The following is a 19,178-nucleotide window of genomic DNA, read 5'->3' on the forward strand; positions in this document are numbered from 1 at the left end:
AAAAGCTGAATTACATCCATAATCACTGGGACGGGTTGCAGACCTTCCTGACCGATGGGCGCGTCGAGATCGACAATAACCGCGTCGAAAACCTGATCCGACCGATCGCTCTCAGTCGCAAGAATGCGCTCTTCGCGGGTCACGACGAAGGCGGCATCGCCTGGGGCCGTGTCGCTTCTCTGATCGAGACCTGCAAGATTAACGGCATAGAACCCTTTGCCTATCTCAAGGCCACCCTGACAGCGGTCGCCAATGGCCATCCGCAAAACAGCATAGACGATCTGCTGCCGTGGAACTTCAAGCTGTCAAGCTAAGCTGCATGTGATGTCCTGCGAACGCTTACCACTATAATGCAGGAAAAATTAAAACTGACATAGATGGTAAACGCAAATGTTGGGAGTTAATGATTTTGTTAACCATTTAGAAATATCTGTCGCCGATAAACATCACAGATGAACGCATACGGGATTTGGTCATTACCTACGTCTCTTCACAACGCACATGTGAAGGTCTGGGTGATGAGCAAACAGATTTTCCGGATGCTCTATTTGTAGATGGATCTAAATATGACGACCGAGAAAAAATCTGTTCAAGTTATCGCTGAAATTGGCTGCAATCACAAAGGTGAAATGAGTATCGCAAAAGAGCTCATTCGTGTTGCTGCACATGTCTGCAAAGCAGATATAGCGAAGTTTCAGAAACGGCATAACCGTGAACTGCTTTCGCCTGAACAATTTAATGCACCCCATCCTGTGCCGGAAAATTCCTATGGGGACACATATGGCGCTCATCGTGAATTTCTTGAATTCGATAAGGATCAGCATCAAGAGCTTTTAGAAGAGTGCAAGATCAACGGCATAAAATACTCGACGTCCGTCTGGGATCTGACTTCGGCCAAAGAAATTGCGCCGCTTAACCCGCCGTTGCTAAAAATTCCGTCGGCTACAAACCAGCATTATGAATTGCAGAATTATCTTTGCGAAAACTTCGGTGGAGAAATCCACGTTTCTACCGGTATGTCCACCGGCAAGGAGATTGCAGACCTGATTAAATTCTATAGTGAACGAGGTCGTGCCGAGGATCTTGTCGTCTATAGCTGCACCTCTGGCTATCCGGTTGCATTTGAAGATATTTGTCTGCTCGAAATTCGCAATCTGATGGAAAAATATGGCGCTCAGGTGAAAGGAATCGGATTCTCCGGACACCATCTTGGAATTGCGGCTGATGTAGCCGCTTTGGCGGTTGGGCGTGCGATGGAGGCTGAGGGTAAAGGCAAGTTCACGCATATTGAGCGGCACTTTACCCTTGACCGGACATGGAAAGGCACAGACCACGCGGCAAGTCTTGAGCCGGATGGGTTGCGTCGTCTTTGCCGCGATTTGAAGAATGTAGATATGGCTCTCGGTTATAAGTCTACGGAAATCCTACCTGTGGAGCAGGTTCAGCGTGACAAGCTGAAATGGGTTGACCGTGAACGTACTTTTGCGTGATGCATCGTTGCGAGCGCCAAAACTGTATGTAATGGAGCATCCATTACACATATAGGCAGAGTTATTCTCTGCCTATAGTCAGTGGGATTGTTGGTTATTGTCTATTCATACAACCCGCTTCAAGGCCACCTTTCGTATGTGGCCTTGAAGAGCTCTTTCGTAGAATGAGCAGTGATTAACAGGGAAACGCTGATTTAGGCAGCCAGCCCCTTGGAGCCAATTTCAAGAAACTTCTTGCGACGATCTTTGAGGATCGTTTCGGGTTTCTTCTTCTTGAGCGGCGTAAGCATTGCTTCAATGGCTTTGCCAACAGCGGCGATTGTTGCTTCCCGGTCGCGCTGGGCACCACCGAGGGGTTCGGGGATGATCTGATCAATCACACCGAGTTTATGCAAGTCCTGTGCCGTCAGACGCAGGGCTTCAGCCGCTTCACGCATCTTCTCCGCGTCTTTCCAAAGGATCGAGGCACAGCCTTCCGGCGAGATTACGGAGTAGACGGAATGTTCCAGCATGGCGAGCTTGTTGGCGGAGGCAAAAGCCACAGCACCACCGGAGCCGCCCTCACCAATGATGACGGAAATCATCGGGACTTTGAGATTCAGGCATTTTTCGGTTGAACGCGCGATAGCTTCCGACTGGCCGCGCTCTTCTGCGCCCTTACCCGGATAGGCACCGGGAGTATCGACCAATGCAATTACCGGAAGGCCGAAACGATCGGCAAGATCCATCAGGCGGATTGCTTTTCGGTAGCCCTCGGGGCGTGCCATGCCGAAATTGCGTTCGATTCGGGATTTGGTGTCATGACCTTTTTCCTGACCAATCACCACGACGGGTTGGTCATTGAAGCGGGCAAGTCCTCCCATCACGGCGTGATCATCGGCAAAATTCCGATCCCCTGCGAGCGGGGTGTATTCGGTAAACAAGGCGTCAATGTAGTCCTTGCAATGCGGGCGCTCGGGATGGCGAGCAACCTGACATTTGCGCCAGGGCGTCAGACCTTTATACAGATCCTTGAGCAAATCAGCCGCTTTCTTGTCGAGTGCTGCGGCCTCTTTCTCGACATCCATCTCTTCATTGTTCCGCGCCAGAGCGCGCAGCTCTTCGGCTTTCCCCTCGATCTCAGCGAGCGGTTTTTCGAATTCGAGATAGTGAGTCATGCGGACCTCCGAACCATACTTGATCCCGTATATGGCTATTTTCGTCCAAAGGTGCAACTCGGCAAGGCTCGTAAAGGCACAGGAATTGCTCCTTTGCCTTCTGTCATGTCCTCAGGATCTGTCTGTGGTGGAAGAGCGCCCCGAAACATAAGCCTCGGGGCGCGGTTCCCTCAACAGTCGGGCCTCCCCTCCCGACTGGAGGAATATCAACTGTTCGCGATCAGCTCGGCTTGCGCCACAATCACTTCAGCTTGCTTGATTGACGCTATATCGACAAGGCGCCCTTTGTAAACAGTTGCGCCTTCACCGTTGGCCTTGGCTTGTTCCATAGCGGCGAGAATCTCGCGGGCTTCAGCGACCGCTTCATCGGACGGGGTGAAGACTTCATTGGCCAGCGCGATCTGTTTCGGGTGAATCGCCCATTTCCCAACCATGCCAAGCGTCGCGGACCGGCGCGCCTGTGCGCGATAGCCTTCGTCATCAGAGAAATCACCAAAAGGACCATCCACGGGCAAGACGCCATGAGTGCGGCAGGCGGCGACAATGGCGGTCTGGGCCCAGTGCCACGGGTCGGAATAATGCCGCGTGTCACCGTGGAGCATATAGTAATTCTCCTGAGTGCCGCCGATGCCGGTGGTTTGCATCCCCATTGAGGCCGCGAAATCGGCCGCCCCAAGGCTCATGGCAACGAGACGTGGAGAGCTTTTTGCAATCTCCTCGACATGAGCGATGCCGGCGGCCGATTCGATGATAACTTCGAAGTTGATTTTCTTTTGGCGGCCTTTCGCAGCTTCGATTGCAGTTACAAGCGCATCGACCGCATAGACGTCTTCGGCGCAACCCACTTTCGGGATCATGATCTGGTCCAGACGCTCACTGGCCTGCTCCAGAAGACCGACCACATCGCGATACCAGTAAGGCGTGTCGAGAGAGTTGATGCGCACGGCGAGGGTCTTTTTCCCCCAGTCAATCGTGTTGATTGCCTCGATAATATTGGCGCGGGCCACATCTTTGTCAGAGGGTGCCACGGAATCTTCCAGATCAAGGTTGATCACATCCGCCGCTGATGCTGCCATTTTCGGAAAGAGTTTCGTGTTCGAGCCAGGGCCAAAAAGCTGGCAACGGTTCGGGCGATCCACGGGGGCGGGCTGTAGACGGAAGGACATTGGCGCTCCTCTCGGCAATGATGTTTCCAAAATATATCCAGCATTGTTATTATCTTGCGCTGAGTGTGGCAAGGAGGATTTTGCGCCTGCGGCATTTCCCGTTTTCAAAAAGAAATTGGAGTTTTCAAACTGCTTGTTTCGTAATCAGGTTAATTTTTCTCCCGATTTTTTAGTCTAATTTGGGACAATCTCCCAATACGTCAGAGTTTCTAACGTAATTTCAGAAGCACCTTGCAACGAATCTCGGCCACTGTGAATCAAACGCAACCGGAGTGCTGCACCATGATTGAAACACCGTATCTTCTTTTCCTCGGCGACGCCCCTGACCAACTGGCTGCGAAAGTGGCCCAAGGGATCAAGGACTGGCGCCCAGAATATGCTCTCGGCCAATTCCGTATGGAAGGCTGTAAGGCCGACATGAAACTGCCCGATATGGACCTCAAAGCGGCAAAGGCCGCAGGTGCCAAGACCTTGGTCATTGGTGTGGCAAACCGTGGTGGCGTGATTAGTCCGGCGTGGAAAAGAGTGCTGATCGACGCGCTTGAAGAAGGTTTCGACATTGCCTCCGGCCTGCACAACCTCTTGCGTGAGGAAGAAGACCTTGTGGCGGTTGCCAAGACCTTTGGCCGGACGCTGCATGATGTGCGTATTCCTTCGGTGAAATACCCGATTGCAAATGGTGTGAAGCGCACAGGCAAACGCTGTCTCGCGGTCGGCACGGATTGCTCTGTGGGTAAAATGTATACGGCTTTGGCGCTCGACAAGTCCATGCGTGAAAAAGGCATGAAATCTACCTTCCGTGCGACCGGCCAGACAGGGATTCTGATTACTGGGGATGGCGTGCCGCTTGACGCAGTGATTGCGGACTTCATGGCGGGGTCTATTGAATACCTTACGCCGGACAATGATGCGGATCACTGGGATCTGATCGAGGGGCAGGGCAGCTTGTTCCATGTGTCTTATTCTGGCGTGACTATGGCGCTGGTGCATGGGGGGCAACCGGATGCGTTGATCCTCTGCCACGAGCCGACTCGCGAACACATGCGCGGTCTTCCGGGGTTCAAACTCCCGACGCTTGAAGCGTTGCGTGACACGGCGCTGACACTGGCGAAAGTTGGTAATCCGGACTGTAAGGTGGTCGGGATTTCTGTGAACACCCAGCACATGTCCGAAGACGAGGCGTTGGCCTATCTCGCGAAAGTGGAAAAAGAGATGGGTCTGCCGACTGTTGATCCGTTCCGTCAGGGTGCAGACCGTCTGGCTGATGCCTTGGCAGAAGTTTAAGGATAAAAGGAGGTGTCTTCGGACGCCTCTTCACACTGTTCTGCTCCCATTCAGGAAGATCACATGCCCAAGTTGACCGTCACCGCTGAAAGTTTTCGTCTCGCCGAAGTGTTTACCATTTCGCGTGGATCACGCACCGAGGCCAAAGTGATCACAGTGCGGGCAACTGAGGGCGAACAACGTGGCTGGGGCGAATGCGTGCCCTATGCGCGCTATGGCGAAAGCCTTGAAAGCGTGGCCGCCGAGATCGAAGGGTTGCCGGAGGACATCACCCGCGCAACACTGCAAGAGGCGCTTTCTCCGGGGGCCGCCCGGAACGCGGTGGATTGTGCGCTTTGGGATTTGGCAGCCTCGAAAGCTGGCAAACGGGTTTGGGACTTGTTGGGCCTTCCGGCTCCGGTTCCGATGATTACGGCTTATACCTTGTCGCTTGCTTCCCCCGAAGAGATGGAAAAATCGGCGGCGAAACATGCACATCGCCCGTTGCTCAAGATCAAATTGGGTACGGCGGATGACATGGGGCGACTGGAGGCCGTGCGTCGCGGTGCGCCGAAATCAAAGATTATCGTTGATGCGAACGAGGGTTGGTCCGCCGAGGTCTATGCAGACCTCGCGCCGCATCTGGTGCGGCTTGGCGTGCAACTTGTGGAGCAACCCTTGCCTGCGGGGCAGGACGATATGTTGGCGGAGATTGAGAGACCCCTTCCGGTCTGTGCCGATGAGTCCTGTCATGACCGCAAGAGCCTCCCTGATTTGAAGGGCAAATATGATGTGATCAACATCAAGCTCGACAAAACGGGGGGGCTTACGGAGGCGCTGGAACTGCGCAAGGCGGCGCTAGCCGAGGGCTATGACATCATGGTTGGCTGCATGGTCGGCACCTCTTTGGCGATGGCGCCGGCCACAATCGTCGCGCAAGGGGCGCGTGTTGTGGACCTTGACGGTCCTTTGCTTTTGGCAGAAGACCGTCCCGAACCTTTGCAATTTGATGCGGAAGGCGTTCACCCGCCTGTCCGTGCGCTTTGGGGCTAACTCATTCAAGGAGAAAGACATGACCCGCACCGTTTATGTGAACGGCGAATACCTGCCGGAAACCGAGGCTAAAGTATCCATTTTTGATCGCGGGTTCCTGATGGCGGACGCGGTCTATGAGGTGACCTCTGTAATCGGCGGCAAGCTGATTGATTTCGCAGGGCACAAAGCCCGTCTGGAACGCTCCTTGTCCGAGCTTGAAATGGTTTCCCCCGTCACGATGGATGAGCTGCTTGCGATCCATCGTGAATTGATTGCGAAAAATGATCTCGACGAAGGCGGTATCTACCTTCAGATCACACGCGGCGCGGGTACGGATCGCGATTTTGTCTGGCCTGATCCGGAAGAAGTCTCTGGGGGTATCGTGCTCTTCACCTTCGCCAAGCCGCTTTTGAATTCCAAAGTCATGGATGAGGGGATCAAGGTCATCTCTGTCGAGGATCTGCGCTGGGCGCGCCGCGACATCAAGACCACCCAGCTGCTCTACCCGTCGATGGCAAAAATGAAGGCGAAAAAAGCCGGTTGTTCCGATGCGTGGCTGGTGAAAGACGGTTTTGTCACCGAAGGCTATGCAAACAACGCCTATATCGTCAAAGACGGCACGATCATCACCCGCCAGCTGTCCACTGACATTCTGCACGGCATCACCCGCGCAGCGATTTTGCGCTTTGCCAAAGAAGCGCAGATCAAGATCGAAGAGCGCCCCTTCACAATTGCTGAAGCGCAAGCTGCGGATGAGGCTTTTGTGACCTCTGCAACCGGCTTTTCCCAGCCGGTGATCGAAATTGACGGAGCGACTGTGGCGGATGGCAAGCCGGGTCCGATCGCCAAGCGCCTGCGTGAAATTTACGTTGAAGAGATGCTGAAAACTGCGATCTGATGGATGCAGATATTAATGCAAAGAGGCCCGCCTGTTTGGCGGGCCTTTTTCGTTGCGTTCAGAGGTTTGCTGAGTGACAGCCCGCCTCATCAAGCGCCTCTGAGGGACGCCGTTTTTGCAACGCTACAATGTCTTCGAAATCGGCGCAGATTTTGAAAGAGGTCTCGTCGACCTTGAAATAGCGATACCCTTCGGTGCGCAACAGGGCATCCTCGGCGAGTTTGTCCGGACATGTATCGGTTACGGTCAGCATATCTGGCAGTGTGTTCCCGTTTTCTCGCGCAAGACATTGGGTGTGCCAGATAAGCCCACGCAATTCCGAGAGGCGTTGATTATCGCGCTTTTCGATCCGCGCGGCGTTCGGTCCGCCAACCGAGGCAATCCCCGCAACCACCGCGCCCAATGCCAGTACGGTTAGCGCGATTTGCGGCCAGTTTTCAGAGGTCATTCTCAGCGTCTTTCATCGCATTACGGTAATAGCCGAAGATCGTGCCAGCAACGGCACCGACAACCGCAAGTTTTAAGGCAAAAACGAGGGACAGATCGCCGTTTAGCAAGGCATAGATCACACTCAGGAGGTCGCCCAATAGCGCCATGGAGGACACGAAGAGAGCGATATAACCGAACCACTTGCGCACAACGGATCGCCGACGGCTCTCGTCTTGACGTAAGGTGCGGGCCTCGTTGCGTTGCAGGAACATGAAGAGCGGAAAAAATACGATGATGGCCGCGATGGACCAGCGCAGCGAACGATTGAGCATATAGGCATGGCCTTCGTCAAAAAGCCGCTCCACAAGCTCCATGCCTATAGACGCGATATGCCAGGTGGTCATGGCCAGAGCCACGAACATCAGCGCGTAAAAGAAGGACTCTTTTGCCGACACATAAGGGCGCGGGCGCGGCACGGGCGGAATGTGATCGGTTTCTGCCCAAGCGCCCAAAGCATCCTGCACCTCGGTTTCGGCCCATCCGGCCTCGCGTAGCGCCGTGGCTATCTCGTCGCGGCTTTGACCGGCGAGCAATGCCTCGCGGGTGAATTGCGCAAGCTGGTCAATAGGGCTCATGATGTCTCTTTCGGGCCGACATTTTCGGCAAAGGCGACTTCAAATGCCGCTTTCTGTTCGGGTGTGGCCTCAGTCTGGCTTTGTGCTTTCCAGTCCTCATAGGGCATGCCGTAATAAAGCTCGCGGGCCTCGGCTTTCGACATTTCGATCCCACGCGCGTTGGCAGCTTCCTGCACCCAGCGTGATAGACAGTTACGACAGAAACCGGCGAGGTTCATCATGTCGATATTCTGCACATCGGGTCGCTTGTTCATCAGATGGTCGCGCAGCGTGCGGAAGGCCGCGGCTTCGATCTCGACCATCGTCTTGTCGTCAATCTCCGGCATGTCTCATCCCTTCAGACGTTTGGCATAGGCGGCGGTGTTCATGTCGCGCACGTCGACGGAGAGGCTACCGACCGTGGGCAACACCCCGTCCATCGCTTTGAGCACAATATCGGAAAGCCGTGCCTTTGTCGCATCATTGCGGCCTTCCAGCAGATAGAGCGTTGCGTGGGCAAAAGTGTCCGGTTCGGTGCCGATCTTGAAATAGGGTTGAGGACGCGCGCGCACTTTGAGCGCGGGCGCATTCACTTCGACGTCAAGAACAAGTGCGTCGAAAACCTCTTCGCAAAGCCGTGACATATCGTGGCTTCGTTCGAGACCTTCTGCGAAATCGATGACAACATGGGGCATGGTTACAATCCTGTCTTTTGGAGCGTGTCTTGAAGAACGGGGGCCAGAAGTGCGGCCCAGTGTGCTTGCTGCGCAGGTGTTTCGATCAGATCGGAGCGCAGTTCGATCAATAGGTTGAGCCGCCCGTGGTGAAGGGCGTGGCGGTCGATGGCATCGCCGGGTAGGTGCCCGTCATAGGGCTCATTGTCGCCGATGATAAGTCGCTCGCCAAACTTTTCGGCTTCAGCCTGAAGGATTTCGGAGGCTTCAAGCGCGGCAATGAACGGATCGGTGAAACGTCGATCATAGGCCGAAAGAATACCGATCTGCCACGGGCGGGGAGGACGGTTTTGCAGTTGCGGGGTAAAGCTATGGACAGCGCAGATGACCACGTCGTCACGCCTTGCGCAAAGCGCTTCATAGGCGTTGTGATAGGGGCGATGGAACAACTCCAGCCGCCGCTCCACTTCTGCCGCGTCAGCATGGCGGTTGCGCGGGATGATGGTTCCGTCATAGAGTTTCATCACCAGTGTCGGGTCTGTCTCGCCGCGGTTGGGATCGATCACAAGCCGGGAGAAATCGGTGTGGATCATCGGGCTGCCGAGTTTGTCAGCCAAGCTGCGGCTTAGTCCCAGCGCGCCGATGTCATAGGCGATGTGACGGGCCATATCCTCGGCGCTGATGCCAAGATCGGGACCGATTTCTTCGGGCACGCGGTTGGTTGCATGATCGCAGGTGATGAGCCAGCGGCCCGGCCGATCCTGTCCTTCGATGTGATAAGGAGCGTTAGAGGTCATTTTCGCGTCACCTTTTGGTTTCATACCTCCATTAAGCCCTTTCGCGCCGCAGGGCCAGTTGTGCAGCGCTAACATTTGGGGCATAGAGAAGATGGCCCGTGACAAGTTGAAACGACCGAAAAGGACTTTAGGCAATATGAGACGCCTTCGGAATGTGAAGATCGTGGCCACGTTGGGCCCGTCCTCCAATGATTACGAGACCATCCGCGCCTTGACTGAAGCAGGTGCCGATGTCTTCCGTCTGAACATGAGCCACGGTGATCACGAAGAAATTCGTGCGCGACATGCCATCATCCGCAAAATCGAGACCGACCTTGGCCGTCCGATTGCCATTCTGGCCGACCTTCAGGGGCCGAAGCTGCGGGTGGGGAAATTCGGCTCCGGCGCACATGATCTCGAAGATGGCGATAAATTCCGCCTTGATCTCGATGATACACCCGGTGATGGGAACCGTGTGCAGCTACCGCATCCCGAGATTTTCGCAGCACTCAAACCGGGCGCGTCTCTTCTGGTCAATGACGGCAAGATCCGTCTTAAGGTCGAGGATTGCGGCGACGATTACGCGAATTGCATCGTGATGGTCGGCGGGACGATCTCTGATCGCAAAGGGGTCAACGTGCCGGACGTGGTGCTGCCGCTTGCCGCGTTGTCGCCGAAGGATCGTAAGGATCTCGAATTTGTCTGTGAACTGGGTGTCGACTGGCTCGCGCTGTCGTTTGTGCAGCGCCCCGAGGACATGCTCGAAGCCAAGGATCTTGTGAAGGGCCGCGCTTCGGTTCTGGCGAAGATCGAGAAGCCGTCCGCCGTTGATGCGTTTGAAGATATTTTGGCCGTTTCCGATGGCATCATGGTCGCGCGCGGCGATTTGGGCGTTGAACTGCCTGTGCAAGCCGTGCCGCCGATCCAGAAACGCCTGACGCGCCGGTGTCGTGCTGTTGCGAAACCTGTGATCGTGGCGACCCAGATGCTTGAGAGCATGATCGAAAGCCCGATGCCGACACGCGCCGAAGTGTCCGACGTGGCGACCGCCATCTATGAGGGTGCGGATGCGATCATGCTGTCGGCTGAATCTGCGGCGGGCAATTATCCGATCGAAGCTGTGACCACGATGAACAACGTTGCTGTCGAAGTGGAGAGTGATCCGGTTTACCGCGATGTTCTGGATGCCTCGCGTGCGGGGATCGAGAAAACCACTACGGCTGACGCGATTGTTTCGGCAGCCCGCGAGATTGCGGAAAACACCGATGTCAAAGCAGTCGTCTGTTATTCCGAGAGCGGCACAACGGCGGCGCTGACCGCCCGCGAACGTCCGCATGTGCCGATCATTGCCATGACCTCGCGCCGGAACACTGCACGCAAGCTCTGCCTCTACTGGGGGATGCATTGCGTCATGACGGGCGAAGTCGAGCGATTCAAAATGGCCGTGGTCAATGCAGCGCGCGCGGCGCGGACTTCGGGCTTTGCGACCGAGGAGGACAAGATCGTCGTCGTCGCGGGGATTCCGTTCAACCAGCCGGGTTCGACCAACATCCTGCGTGTTGCTCCCTGTGAAGAGCGCCTGATCTTCAACTCCGATCCTGAATAAGGCGCGCGGGTCGCGATGAATACGGACTTTCTTCTTGTATTGGGCATGGTGATCTGTTTGCTCGCCGTGCCCAATGCCATCAAAGCCTATTCCGAAAGCCTGTCCCCGAAATTTGCCACAGGTATGATTGTGATCGGTGGTGTGATGTTCGTCGCAGCACTGATCTTGCATCCGGTCGGTTACAGCTTTGCCGATATTCCACATGCCGTCTTGCGTGTGATGGTCGGAATCATGGATTTTTTGAGGAAATGAACCTCTCAAGCCTTGCCAAGGCTGCTCAAGGCCTGTAATGGCACCGGCTCATGGGGCGCGTCCGGCGGTATGGCATGCCGAGTCGCGCGATAAACCATCGAAACTATAAGGAGATGGAAATGCCTAAGATGAAGACGAAGTCGAGCGCCAAGAAGCGCTTTAAAATGACCGCCTCTGGCAAGGTCAAAGCGGGTCAAGCCGGCAAACGCCACGGCATGATCAAACGCACCACGAAATTTATCCGTGACGCACGTGGAACGACCACGCTCTCCGCACCTGATGCGAAGATCGTGAAGTCCTACATGCCCTACGACCGCTAAGAGGAGAGAGACACATGTCCCGCACCAAAGGTGGTACCGTCGCCCACGCCCGTCACCGTAAAGTCATCAAAGCCGCAAAAGGCTATTATGGCGCACGTTCGCGGAACTTCCGCACCGCAACGCAGGCCGTCGACAAGGCGAACCAATACGCAACGCGTGACCGTAAGGCCCGCAAGCGTAACTTCCGCGCCCTGTGGATCCAGCGTATCAACGCTGCTGTGCGTTCGCATGACGAAGCGCTGACTTACTCCAAATTCATCAACGGCCTGTCGCTCGCCGGTATCGAAGTGGACCGTAAGGTTCTCGCCGATCTCGCCGTGCACGAGCCTGCCGCGTTTGAAGCCATCGTCGAAAAGGCGAAGGCCGCGCTCGCGTAAGCTCCCCTACTCGGGAACGAACATTTTTGAAGCCGCGGACCTTTCGAGGTCTCGCGGCTTCTTGTCTTTTGGGCCTCCCGTGATACCAAGCGGGGGACATGGAACAGAGGGTTCGGGATGGACGATCTGAAGAACAAATATCTCACCGCGATTTTGCAAGCGGGGGACGAGGCCACGCTCGAAGACATTCGTCTGCAAGCGGTCGGTAAAAAGGGTGAAGTGGCGCTCAAGATGCGTGAATTGGGGAAAATGACCCCCGAAGAGCGTCAGGTCATGGGGCCGAAGCTCAACGCACTCAAAGATGAAATCAACTCCGCTCTGGCCGCCAAAAAGGTCGCGCTGGAGGATGCTGCACTGGATGCACGTCTGGCGGAGGAATGGCTCGATGTGACCCTGCCGGGGCGCGGGCGTCCGCAAGGCACGATCCACCCGATCTCCCGCGTGTCCGAAGAAATCTATGCCATCTTCGCCGATCTCGGCTTTGCCGTGGCCGAAGGGCCGCAGATCGAAGATGACTGGCACAATTTCGACGCGCTCAACATCGCGCCGCACCATCCGGCCCGTCAGGAGCATGACACGTTCTACATGCACCGCGCCGAAGGCGACGAACGTGCGCCCAACGTGCTGCGGACCCACACGTCGCCGGTGCAAATCCGCACGATGCTCGACCAAGGCGCACCGATCCGCATCATCGCGCCGGGCCGCGTGTATCGGTCGGATTATGACCAGACACACACGCCGATGTTCCACCAAGTCGAAGGCATGGCCATCGACAAGGACATCTCTATGGCGAACCTGAAATGGGTGCTCGAAGAATTCTACACCGCCTTTTTCGGCACCAAGGTGAAAACCCGCTTCCGCGCATCGCACTTCCCCTTCACGGAACCTTCCGCCGAGGTGGATGTGCAGTGCAAATGGGAAAACGGCACCGTGACCGTGGGCGAGGGCGATGATTGGCTCGAAGTTCTGGGCTCCGGCATGATGCACCCGAATGTCCTGAAATCCGGCGGGATCGACCCGAAGGAATGGCAGGGCTTTGCCTTCGGCATGGGGATCGACCGTCTGGCGATGCTGAAATACGGCATCCCCGACCTGCGGGCGTTCTTTGATTCCGACCTGCGCTGGCTGCGCCACTATGGCTTTAGCGCGCTGGGGACCCCGACTTTGGCCGGGGGGATTCACGGGTGAGTATAGGCCAGTTCTTTCTTGGCTTAGTCACAATTATCGTGGCGACTTTTGTCTATCGTTGGCAGAAGCTCATTGATCATGAGACTAAGCAAAAGGAAGAATTGCGCCGCCTTTATGCAGAGTATACCGCTGCTCTAACAGAACTCCGGTTTGCTCAACCTATGCTGGACGATGATGATTTCGCGGAAAAGGCTAAACAATTCTTCGGGATGGAAGAGCGTGAAGTCGGCCTTTATTGCTTGAGAGATCAAGTGTTCTTGTTGGCACCGGACAATGTTGTCACAGCTCTGGACAAATGTGACGAAGCCTTCCGTGCATGGAAAATTTCGTTCAATACAAATTACTCGTCTTTTGAGGAAGGGCGAGGGATTGTTCGCGCGAAATATGAGAATTTGATGCAAAGTCAGAGGGCTTTGTTGAAGGAAATGAAAAAAGATTTGGCATCACACACGCGTTTTCGGAGGAAAGCGCTTGTTAAAACAGTCGTAGCCAAATGGAGTAAACAATGAAATTCACACTCTCCTGGCTCAAAGAGCATCTGGAAACCGAGGCGAGCCTCGATGACATCCTTTACGCCCTGACCGATCTCGGGCTTGAGGTCGAAGGCGTCGAGAACCCGCGTGAAAAGCTCAAGGGCTTTAAGCTGGTCAAGGTCAAAGAGGCCGAGAAGCACCCCGACGCCGACAAGCTGCGCGTGTGTCAGGTCGAGACCGACGAGGGCATGACCCAGATCGTCTGCGGCGCACCCAATGCGCGGGCGGGGATCACGGCTGTTTTGGCCAAGCCGGGCATGTATATCCCCGGCCTCGACATCACCATTTCCGTCGGCAAGATCCGTGGCGTTGAAAGTCACGGGATGATGGCCTCTGAGCGCGAGTTGGAGCTTTCCGACGAGCATAACGGCATTATCGAGCTTGAGGGCGGCGAGGTCGGCATGGAGTTTGCCGATTATCTGGCCGAACATGATCCGGCCAAAGTCGATCCGGTGATCGAGATTGCCATCACGCCGAACCGCCCCGATGCGCTGGGCGTATATGGCATTGCCCGCGATCTGGCGGCGCGTGGTCTCGGGACGTTGAAACCGCTCAAGGCCGAGACGGTGGACGCAAAATTTCCCAGCCCGATTTCGGTGGAGATCACGGAGGCCGCCAAAGACGGTTGTCACGTTTTCGCCGGTCGTGTGATCAAAGGTGTGAAGAACGGCCCCTCTCCGAAATGGTTGCAGGACCGCCTGACCGCCATTGGTTTGCGCCCGATTTCCATTTTGGTCGATGTGACCAACTTCTTCACCTATGACCGCAACCGCCCGCTGCACGTCTTTGACGCGGCGACGGTGAAAGACGGTTTGGTGATCGACCGCGCCAAAGGGGGCGAGGAGCTTTTGGCGCTCGACGAGAAGACCTACGCCATGCCCGAAGGGGCGATGTGTATTTTCTCCGGCGGGAAGGTCGAAAGCATTGGCGGCATCATGGGCGGGCTTGAAACCGGCTGCACGGACGAGACCGTGGATGTGTTTGTCGAGGCGGCGTTCTGGAACACGCTCGACATCGCCAAGGCGGGGCGTGCGCTCAAGATCAATTCCGACGCGCGCTATCGCAATGAACGCGGCATTGATCCGGCCTACAACATGCAGGCGCTCGATGACGCGACCACGATGATTTTGGCGCTCTGCGGTGGCGAGGCGTCCGAAGCCGTTGTCGCAGGCGAGGTGCCGGACGTGTCCCGCGCCTATCATCTCGACACCGACCGTGTGCAATCTCTGGTCGGCATGACCATTCCGGCAGAACGTCAGGTGGCTATTCTTGAGGCCTTGGGCTTTGTGATGGATGGCGACATGGCGCAGGTGCCAAGCTGGCGTCCGGATGTGTTGGGCGAGGCCGATCTCGTGGAAGAGGTCGCCCGTGTCGAGAGCCTGACCCATCTTGAGCCGAAGCCGATGACACGGCCCTCTGGTGTGGCTAAGCAAATCCTGACCCCCATGCAGGTGCGCGAAAGCAAGGCGCGCCATCAGGCGGCGGGGCTCGGGTTCAACGAATGTGTGACCTACAGCTTCATCGACCAGAAAAGCGCTGAACTGTTTGGTGGTGGCACGGATGCGGTGAAACTGGACAACCCGATCTCCTCGGAGATGAGCCACATGCGTCCGGACCTTTTGCCCGGACTTCTGGCGGCTGCGACACGCAATCAGGCACGCGGGTTTGCGGATTTGAACCTGTTCGAATGTGGACCGGCGTTCTTTGGCGGCGAACCGGGTGAACAGCGTCGGCAAATTTCCGGTGTGCGCGTCGGGGCAACGGGGCCGAAAGACGTGCATGGCGAGCGTCGTGCGGTGGATCTTTACGATGCCAAGGCCGATGCCGAAGCCGTTCTGGCCGCCATCGGTGCGCCCGCCAAAGCGCAAATCCTGCGTGACACGTCTGCGTGGTTCCATCCGGGACGCTCCGGTAAAATCTGCCTCGGCCCGAAGAAGGTTCTGGCGGAATTTGGTGAGCTGCATCCGAAAGTGCTCAAGGAAATGGGCGTGAAAGGCACGGCTGTGGCCTTCACCGTCTATCTCGAAGAAGCGCCCATGCCGAAGACGAACAAGATCGCCCGCTCTGCTTTCTTCACCAACGATCTTCAGGCGGTAGAACGCGATTTCGCCTTTGTCGTGGACAAGGATGTGCGCGCGCTGGATGTGATCAATGCTGCTGGCGGGGCCGACAAATCTCTGATCGAAGATGTCCGTATCTTTGACGAATTCATCGGCGGCTCTCTGGGCGAAGACAAAAAGTCTCTGGCCATCACCGTGCGTATCCAGCCGGTCGAGGGAACGCTCAAAGAGAAAGACATTGAAGCCCTGTCGCAGAAAATCATCGCGAAAGTGGAGAAATCCACCGGCGGCGTGTTGCGCGGCTGAGGTTTTGTTCGAGCTAAGCTAGAAAAACGGCGCCTATTGGGCGCCGTTTTTTATTTGTTATTTTTCAGCGGGATGATGACATATGGCACATCGCGGGTTTCTTCGTCCTCGAAACGATAGGGCAAGGTAACAGTATGCAAAGGGCCAAGTTCAGGATCCAATGCTATCAGCCCATGCATCGCGAGCTTGGCCATGATGTTTTCCGGATTTGTGGTGCCGACCACGACAACATGCGTTAAATCCTCTGGAATTGTTCCGCCGGGATGGGATGGAAGAGCTGTCCATGACGGGCGCAGGAATTTAAGGTTTCCGGGAAAATAAAAATTAAAACTTATTACGGCTGGAGGCTTGGAGTTTTCAGGAAGGTCTTGTTCGATCGCTTGCGCAAGGGTCTCGATGTCCAGTGAGTCGCTGCCTGCCCCGCGTAGACGGGTGTCTGCTATTGCGACGATGATCAAAAGCGCAAGAGCGGCACAAAACCGGAAAAAATTACGCAAGATTCGTGGTGACAGTGTGGGTGTAACCCAAATCATCAGTCCGAAGGCCAGAGGAATCAGCAACGGAATGAGCCAACGGGCCTGCACGTCGGTGACACCGAAGCCGATTACTGGAAAGGCGATTGCAATAAGTCCCGTTATTCCGGAAGTGAGCATCCAGAGAGATAAGGTGGCGGGGCGTCCCGCCGCAAACATCTGGCGCCCAAAGGGCAGGCGTGTGGCGAGTAGTGTGAGTAGAAGCAGAGCAAGGGCCGCAAGCGTTTCGGCAAACATGGTTGCCACGCCCAGAAGCGGGGCAGGCAACGCATTGAAAGCTGGCGGGTGATAGAGAGTGTCCGCCGAGGAGACCGTCATCTCGATATGGGTTACGGCCCAGAGCATTGGCAAGGCAAGAAGAGACGCGGCTACCAATACGGTTAGCCAGAGGTCCTTGCGCCAGAGCGCCTGACGGATGTCGGGGAAAAGCCCTGCTGTCAGGAGGAGAGGCAGGGGAAAAAGCCAATAATTGTATTTTGTAATGCCTCCCAGCCCCAGTGCGACACCAAGCAAGATCGCGTGGGACAGGAAGTGATCTCCCCTTCGTGCGGCGGCAATACGTCGAGCAAGGATATTCAGCGTCGCACCGATTAAGGCCAGCATTGCAATACTGTGTGATCCCGCGCGTTGACCTTCCCATGATACGTTCGGCAAGAGCAAAAGCGCCAGCGTTACGGCTATGGCTGTCCGCACAGGGAGGAGACGTCGAAAGCCATCAAATGTCAGAGCATAGGTGGCGAAGAGCAGGATATTTTTGGGTAAGGCGATTGCAAAAGTTGTGGGGCCGAACACATCAAAGGTGAACGCCTGAATCCAATTGTAGAGCGGCGTCTGAGGCCCATAACCAAGATGATACTCTTGCGCGAGAACGAACATTTCCGCCTCGTCGTATTCAAATGTGCCACCGAGCGCGGTGCGCAATACGACGTGGACACTGAAATATGCGAGAAGAATAAGAAAGAAGGCTCTTGAGAGTTGGGTGTCCTCAGACGTCTGCATGGTTACAGCTTTCTTTTATTGTGAGGTGCCGTAAAGCAGTCGGACCGGCAATGTACGTTCGCCGTGGAGAAAAGGAAGTGTGATCTGGTGCTCTTCGCCATAGTCTACATGGTCCGCAAAAGGCCAGCCGACTTGTGATGCGAGTTTCGACATATGGCTTCCCTTGCCTGCGGTGCGGCTCAGAAGCAAGATCTGCTTTGTTTGTTCGGATTTGGCATTTGCAGGCAGGTCCGGTCGAATGTTCCAGTCCGGACGGATGTGGGCCAGATTGCCGCCGATGTAGAAATCCGCGATGATCAGGGTGTCTTCCGGCAGGTTCATTTCTTCGATGAATTGGGCAAGCGGTTCAAAGTCAAGGTCGCGTCTTGCACCGTCCTTGTAGCGATCGAAGGTCAGGCCAACAAAGACCAACACAGCAAAGAGGCAGAGTGTGGTAAGGTAGCCAAGTGCTGCGCGTCGAGAGAGGCGGGGTGAGAGACGCAGGAAAAGGCCGACCACCACAGGCAAGACGATGGGCAGGAGCCAGCGTGGCGTGATATGGCCCACTTCTGCCAGCCAGACTGTTGTGAGGCCGATCACGGCGAGTATTGCTCCGGCTCTTAGAAACAGGATGGCGGGCCAGCGGGTGTCGACGGAGGCGGGACGCTTGCGTGAGGCGAGCCACAATATGACAGCAACAAGCGCAGGCAGGATCAAAAGCGCGGCAATGCCTTGGAAATAGAGGGGGACGCCCTCGGGAATAAGGCTATGAGCTGCTTCGGACAGGTCCATTTTTCCGACGGAGGATAGCGCGAGGTCCGGATTTTTGAACATCCACACATAGGGGCCAGCGACGACGACTGCGGCGATCACTGGTGCGATGAGCGCGCGCATCGAGAGCAGGCTCCGGCGCGCGTGTTCGATCGACAGGGACGCAAGCACCAGCCCGACAGGAATGGCCCAGAAGTTGTATTTGGCAATACCGCCCAGCCCCAGAGCCAGACCAAACAAAGCCCAATGCCGCAAATGACCGGTTTTCAGCGCCCAAAGAAAAGCCGCAATGCTTGCAGAGATTGTCGCAAGCAGCATGTTGGAATGGGTCGTTGCACGCTCCGCTTCCCAGGCAATATCCGGAATAAGGAACAGGGACAGAGCGGTCAGCGCGGCCACCCGTGCGGGGACAAAGGCGCGAAGCCCGACAAACAACAAGGCATAGGTGGACCAGAGCAGCAGGTTCTTGAGGAGGGACAGAGCGAAAAGGGTTTCCCCGAACACGGAAAACAGGATGGTCTGAAGCCAGTTATACAATGGGAGTTGCGGGCCATAGCCCCAACGCAGGCCCGGCGTCATCAACAACATTTCCGCTTCATCTGTTTCCAGTGCGCCGCCAAGGATCAGGCGCAGAGCCAGTTGTGCGAGAAAGTAGGCCGTAATCGCCAAGAAAAACAGTCGCGTGACCTGTTGTGAGGTCCAAGTGCCGCTTGTCGGACTGCTGGCGCTGTTGGATGAGAAATCTGTCATGG

21 protein-coding genes are annotated in these 19,178 nt (G+C 55.9%); 12 read left to right on the forward strand and 9 right to left on the reverse strand.

Translation table 11 applies throughout. The features are described 5' to 3' along the window. Together BM152_RS14900 and BM152_RS14905 are read left to right on the forward strand one after the other, a co-directional pair. Nucleotides 1-314, forward strand: a 314-nt coding sequence (locus BM152_RS14900; protein ID WP_139222517.1) for a transposase domain-containing protein, incomplete at its 5' end; no start/stop codon positions are given. 252 nt (nt 315-566) lie between these two features. After that, entirely contained in the window at nt 567-1,490 is a 924-nt protein-coding gene (locus BM152_RS14905) for an N-acetylneuraminate synthase family protein (protein ID WP_066602442.1), read from the forward strand. A 194-nt stretch (nt 1,491-1,684) separates the two neighbouring features. Here the strand turns inward: BM152_RS14905 and BM152_RS14910 are convergent, their stop codons facing one another. Both BM152_RS14910 and BM152_RS14915 read right to left on the reverse strand, forming a co-directional pair. After that, nucleotides 1,685-2,647 (reverse strand): acetyl-CoA carboxylase carboxyltransferase subunit alpha, encoded by a 963-nt coding sequence (locus tag BM152_RS14910; RefSeq protein ID WP_066602441.1) that lies wholly within the window; start codon nt 2,645-2,647, stop codon nt 1,685-1,687. 206 nt (nt 2,648-2,853) lie between these two features. Continuing rightward, on the reverse strand, nt 2,854-3,813 hold the full coding sequence (locus BM152_RS14915; RefSeq protein WP_066602439.1) for an L-malyl-CoA/beta-methylmalyl-CoA lyase: 960 nt from the start codon (nt 3,811-3,813) through the stop codon (nt 2,854-2,856). 282 nt (nt 3,814-4,095) lie between these two features. Here BM152_RS14915 and dgcN point away from each other — a divergent pair, with 282 nt between their 5' ends. The 3 genes from dgcN (at nt 4,096) to BM152_RS14930 (ending at nt 7,009) form a co-directional block, all read left to right on the forward strand. Beyond that, entirely contained in the window at nt 4,096-5,097 is a 1,002-nt protein-coding gene (gene dgcN, locus BM152_RS14920; protein ID WP_066602438.1) for an N-acetyltransferase DgcN, read from the forward strand. A 63-nt stretch (nt 5,098-5,160) separates the two neighbouring features. After that, nucleotides 5,161-6,129 (forward strand): N-acetyl-D-Glu racemase DgcA, encoded by a 969-nt coding sequence (gene dgcA, locus BM152_RS14925; RefSeq protein WP_066602435.1) that lies wholly within the window; start codon nt 5,161-5,163, stop codon nt 6,127-6,129. A 19-nt stretch (nt 6,130-6,148) separates the two neighbouring features. Further along, entirely contained in the window at nt 6,149-7,009 is an 861-nt protein-coding gene (locus tag BM152_RS14930) for a D-amino-acid transaminase (RefSeq protein ID WP_066602434.1), read from the forward strand. 58 nt (nt 7,010-7,067) lie between these two features. Here BM152_RS14930 and BM152_RS14935 read toward each other — a convergent pair whose 3' ends face one another. From BM152_RS14935 to BM152_RS14955, 5 genes are read right to left on the reverse strand one after another with little or no spacing between them, the layout of a single operon-like run. Beyond that, on the reverse strand, nt 7,068-7,457 hold the full coding sequence (locus tag BM152_RS14935) for a hypothetical protein (RefSeq protein WP_066602433.1): 390 nt from the start codon (nt 7,455-7,457) through the stop codon (nt 7,068-7,070). Further along, entirely contained in the window at nt 7,447-8,073 is a 627-nt protein-coding gene (locus BM152_RS14940; RefSeq protein WP_066602431.1) for a DUF5671 domain-containing protein, read from the reverse strand. The genes BM152_RS14935 and BM152_RS14940 overlap by 11 nt, the downstream gene beginning before the upstream one ends. Further along, nucleotides 8,070-8,390 (reverse strand): DUF1244 domain-containing protein, encoded by a 321-nt coding sequence (locus BM152_RS14945; protein ID WP_066602464.1) that lies wholly within the window; start codon nt 8,388-8,390, stop codon nt 8,070-8,072. The genes BM152_RS14940 and BM152_RS14945 overlap by 4 nt, the downstream gene beginning before the upstream one ends. 12 nt (nt 8,391-8,402) lie before the next feature. Continuing rightward, nucleotides 8,403-8,747 carry a 5-carboxymethyl-2-hydroxymuconate Delta-isomerase gene (locus tag BM152_RS14950; RefSeq protein WP_066602430.1) on the reverse strand — a complete coding sequence of 115 codons (345 nt, stop codon included), beginning with the start codon at nt 8,745-8,747 and terminating at the stop codon, nt 8,403-8,405. A gap of 2 nt (nt 8,748-8,749) precedes the next feature. Beyond that, entirely contained in the window at nt 8,750-9,523 is a 774-nt protein-coding gene (locus tag BM152_RS14955; RefSeq protein WP_066602463.1) for an N-formylglutamate amidohydrolase, read from the reverse strand. Between the two features lie 136 nt (nt 9,524-9,659). Between BM152_RS14955 and pyk the strand changes: the two genes are divergently transcribed. The 7 genes from pyk to pheT all read left to right on the forward strand — a co-directional run bounded on the left by pyk (nt 9,660) and on the right by pheT (nt 16,144). Next, the gene (gene pyk / locus BM152_RS14960) at nt 9,660-11,108 is read left to right on the forward strand and encodes a pyruvate kinase (protein ID WP_066602424.1); all 1,449 of its coding nucleotides are present in this window, start codon (nt 9,660-9,662) and stop codon (nt 11,106-11,108) included. Nucleotides 11,109-11,123: 15 nt separating this feature from the next. Next, on the forward strand, nt 11,124-11,360 hold the full coding sequence (locus tag BM152_RS14965) for a hypothetical protein (RefSeq protein ID WP_066602416.1): 237 nt from the start codon (nt 11,124-11,126) through the stop codon (nt 11,358-11,360). Nucleotides 11,361-11,479: 119 nt separating this feature from the next. Further along, a complete protein-coding gene (gene rpmI, locus BM152_RS14970) occupies nt 11,480-11,680 on the forward strand; it encodes a 50S ribosomal protein L35 (protein ID WP_066602414.1) in 201 nt (66 codons plus the stop codon). Nucleotides 11,681-11,694: 14 nt separating this feature from the next. After that, complete coding sequence (gene rplT / locus BM152_RS14975; RefSeq protein WP_066602411.1) at nt 11,695-12,057, forward strand: 50S ribosomal protein L20; 363 nt, start codon at nt 11,695-11,697, stop codon at nt 12,055-12,057. A gap of 117 nt (nt 12,058-12,174) precedes the next feature. Further along, nucleotides 12,175-13,245, forward strand: coding sequence for a phenylalanine--tRNA ligase subunit alpha (pheS, locus tag BM152_RS14980; RefSeq protein ID WP_066602409.1), 1,071 nt, complete (start codon nt 12,175-12,177; stop codon nt 13,243-13,245). Further along, nucleotides 13,242-13,754: a hypothetical protein gene (locus BM152_RS14985; protein WP_066602405.1), complete on the forward strand. Its 513-nt coding sequence runs from the start codon at nt 13,242-13,244 to the stop codon at nt 13,752-13,754. Before pheS ends, BM152_RS14985 begins: the two co-directional genes overlap by 4 nt. Then, the gene (gene pheT / locus BM152_RS14990; protein ID WP_066602402.1) at nt 13,751-16,144 is read left to right on the forward strand and encodes a phenylalanine--tRNA ligase subunit beta; all 2,394 of its coding nucleotides are present in this window, start codon (nt 13,751-13,753) and stop codon (nt 16,142-16,144) included. The genes BM152_RS14985 and pheT overlap by 4 nt, the downstream gene beginning before the upstream one ends. A 50-nt stretch (nt 16,145-16,194) precedes the next feature. On the opposite strand, the gene BM152_RS14995 is transcribed toward pheT, so the two are convergent. Both BM152_RS14995 and BM152_RS15000 read right to left on the reverse strand, forming a co-directional pair. Next, nucleotides 16,195-17,676, reverse strand: a complete 1,482-nt coding sequence (locus BM152_RS14995; protein WP_066602399.1) for an ArnT family glycosyltransferase — start codon at nt 17,674-17,676, stop codon at nt 16,195-16,197. A gap of 15 nt (nt 17,677-17,691) precedes the next feature. Further along, complete coding sequence (locus tag BM152_RS15000) at nt 17,692-19,176, reverse strand: ArnT family glycosyltransferase (protein ID WP_066602391.1); 1,485 nt, start codon at nt 19,174-19,176, stop codon at nt 17,692-17,694. Nucleotides 19,177-19,178 lie beyond the last annotated feature (2 nt).

This window comes from Celeribacter halophilus, assembly GCF_900114135.1.
GTDB classification, from domain to species: Bacteria; Pseudomonadota; Alphaproteobacteria; order Rhodobacterales; family Rhodobacteraceae; genus Celeribacter; species Celeribacter halophilus.

What these genes read in the sequence shown, in the direction of transcription:
- BM152_RS14915 (WP_066602439.1), bottom strand. Translation starts at nt 3,813, where the DNA reads ATGTCCTTCCGTCTACAGCCCGCCCCCGTGGATCGCCCGAACCGTTGC.
- pheS (WP_066602409.1), top strand. Translation starts at nt 12,175, where the DNA reads ATGGACGATCTGAAGAACAAATATCTCACCGCGATTTTGCAAGCGGGG.
- BM152_RS14995 (WP_066602399.1), bottom strand. Translation starts at nt 17,676, where the DNA reads ATGCAGACGTCTGAGGACACCCAACTCTCAAGAGCCTTCTTTCTTATT.
- pheT (WP_066602402.1), top strand. Translation starts at nt 13,751, where the DNA reads ATGAAATTCACACTCTCCTGGCTCAAAGAGCATCTGGAAACCGAGGCG.
- BM152_RS14930 (WP_066602434.1), top strand. Translation starts at nt 6,149, where the DNA reads ATGACCCGCACCGTTTATGTGAACGGCGAATACCTGCCGGAAACCGAG.
- dgcA (WP_066602435.1), top strand. Translation starts at nt 5,161, where the DNA reads ATGCCCAAGTTGACCGTCACCGCTGAAAGTTTTCGTCTCGCCGAAGTG.
- BM152_RS14905 (WP_066602442.1), top strand. Translation starts at nt 567, where the DNA reads ATGACGACCGAGAAAAAATCTGTTCAAGTTATCGCTGAAATTGGCTGC.
- BM152_RS14955 (WP_066602463.1), bottom strand. Translation starts at nt 9,523, where the DNA reads ATGACCTCTAACGCTCCTTATCACATCGAAGGACAGGATCGGCCGGGC.
- pyk (WP_066602424.1), top strand. Translation starts at nt 9,660, where the DNA reads ATGAGACGCCTTCGGAATGTGAAGATCGTGGCCACGTTGGGCCCGTCC.
- rplT (WP_066602411.1), top strand. Translation starts at nt 11,695, where the DNA reads ATGTCCCGCACCAAAGGTGGTACCGTCGCCCACGCCCGTCACCGTAAA.
- BM152_RS14935 (WP_066602433.1), bottom strand. Translation starts at nt 7,457, where the DNA reads ATGACCTCTGAAAACTGGCCGCAAATCGCGCTAACCGTACTGGCATTG.
- BM152_RS14965 (WP_066602416.1), top strand. Translation starts at nt 11,124, where the DNA reads ATGAATACGGACTTTCTTCTTGTATTGGGCATGGTGATCTGTTTGCTC.
- BM152_RS14940 (WP_066602431.1), bottom strand. Translation starts at nt 8,073, where the DNA reads ATGAGCCCTATTGACCAGCTTGCGCAATTCACCCGCGAGGCATTGCTC.
- BM152_RS15000 (WP_066602391.1), bottom strand. Translation starts at nt 19,176, where the DNA reads ATGACAGATTTCTCATCCAACAGCGCCAGCAGTCCGACAAGCGGCACT.
- rpmI (WP_066602414.1), top strand. Translation starts at nt 11,480, where the DNA reads ATGCCTAAGATGAAGACGAAGTCGAGCGCCAAGAAGCGCTTTAAAATG.
- BM152_RS14910 (WP_066602441.1), bottom strand. Translation starts at nt 2,647, where the DNA reads ATGACTCACTATCTCGAATTCGAAAAACCGCTCGCTGAGATCGAGGGG.
- dgcN (WP_066602438.1), top strand. Translation starts at nt 4,096, where the DNA reads ATGATTGAAACACCGTATCTTCTTTTCCTCGGCGACGCCCCTGACCAA.
- BM152_RS14950 (WP_066602430.1), bottom strand. Translation starts at nt 8,747, where the DNA reads ATGCCCCATGTTGTCATCGATTTCGCAGAAGGTCTCGAACGAAGCCAC.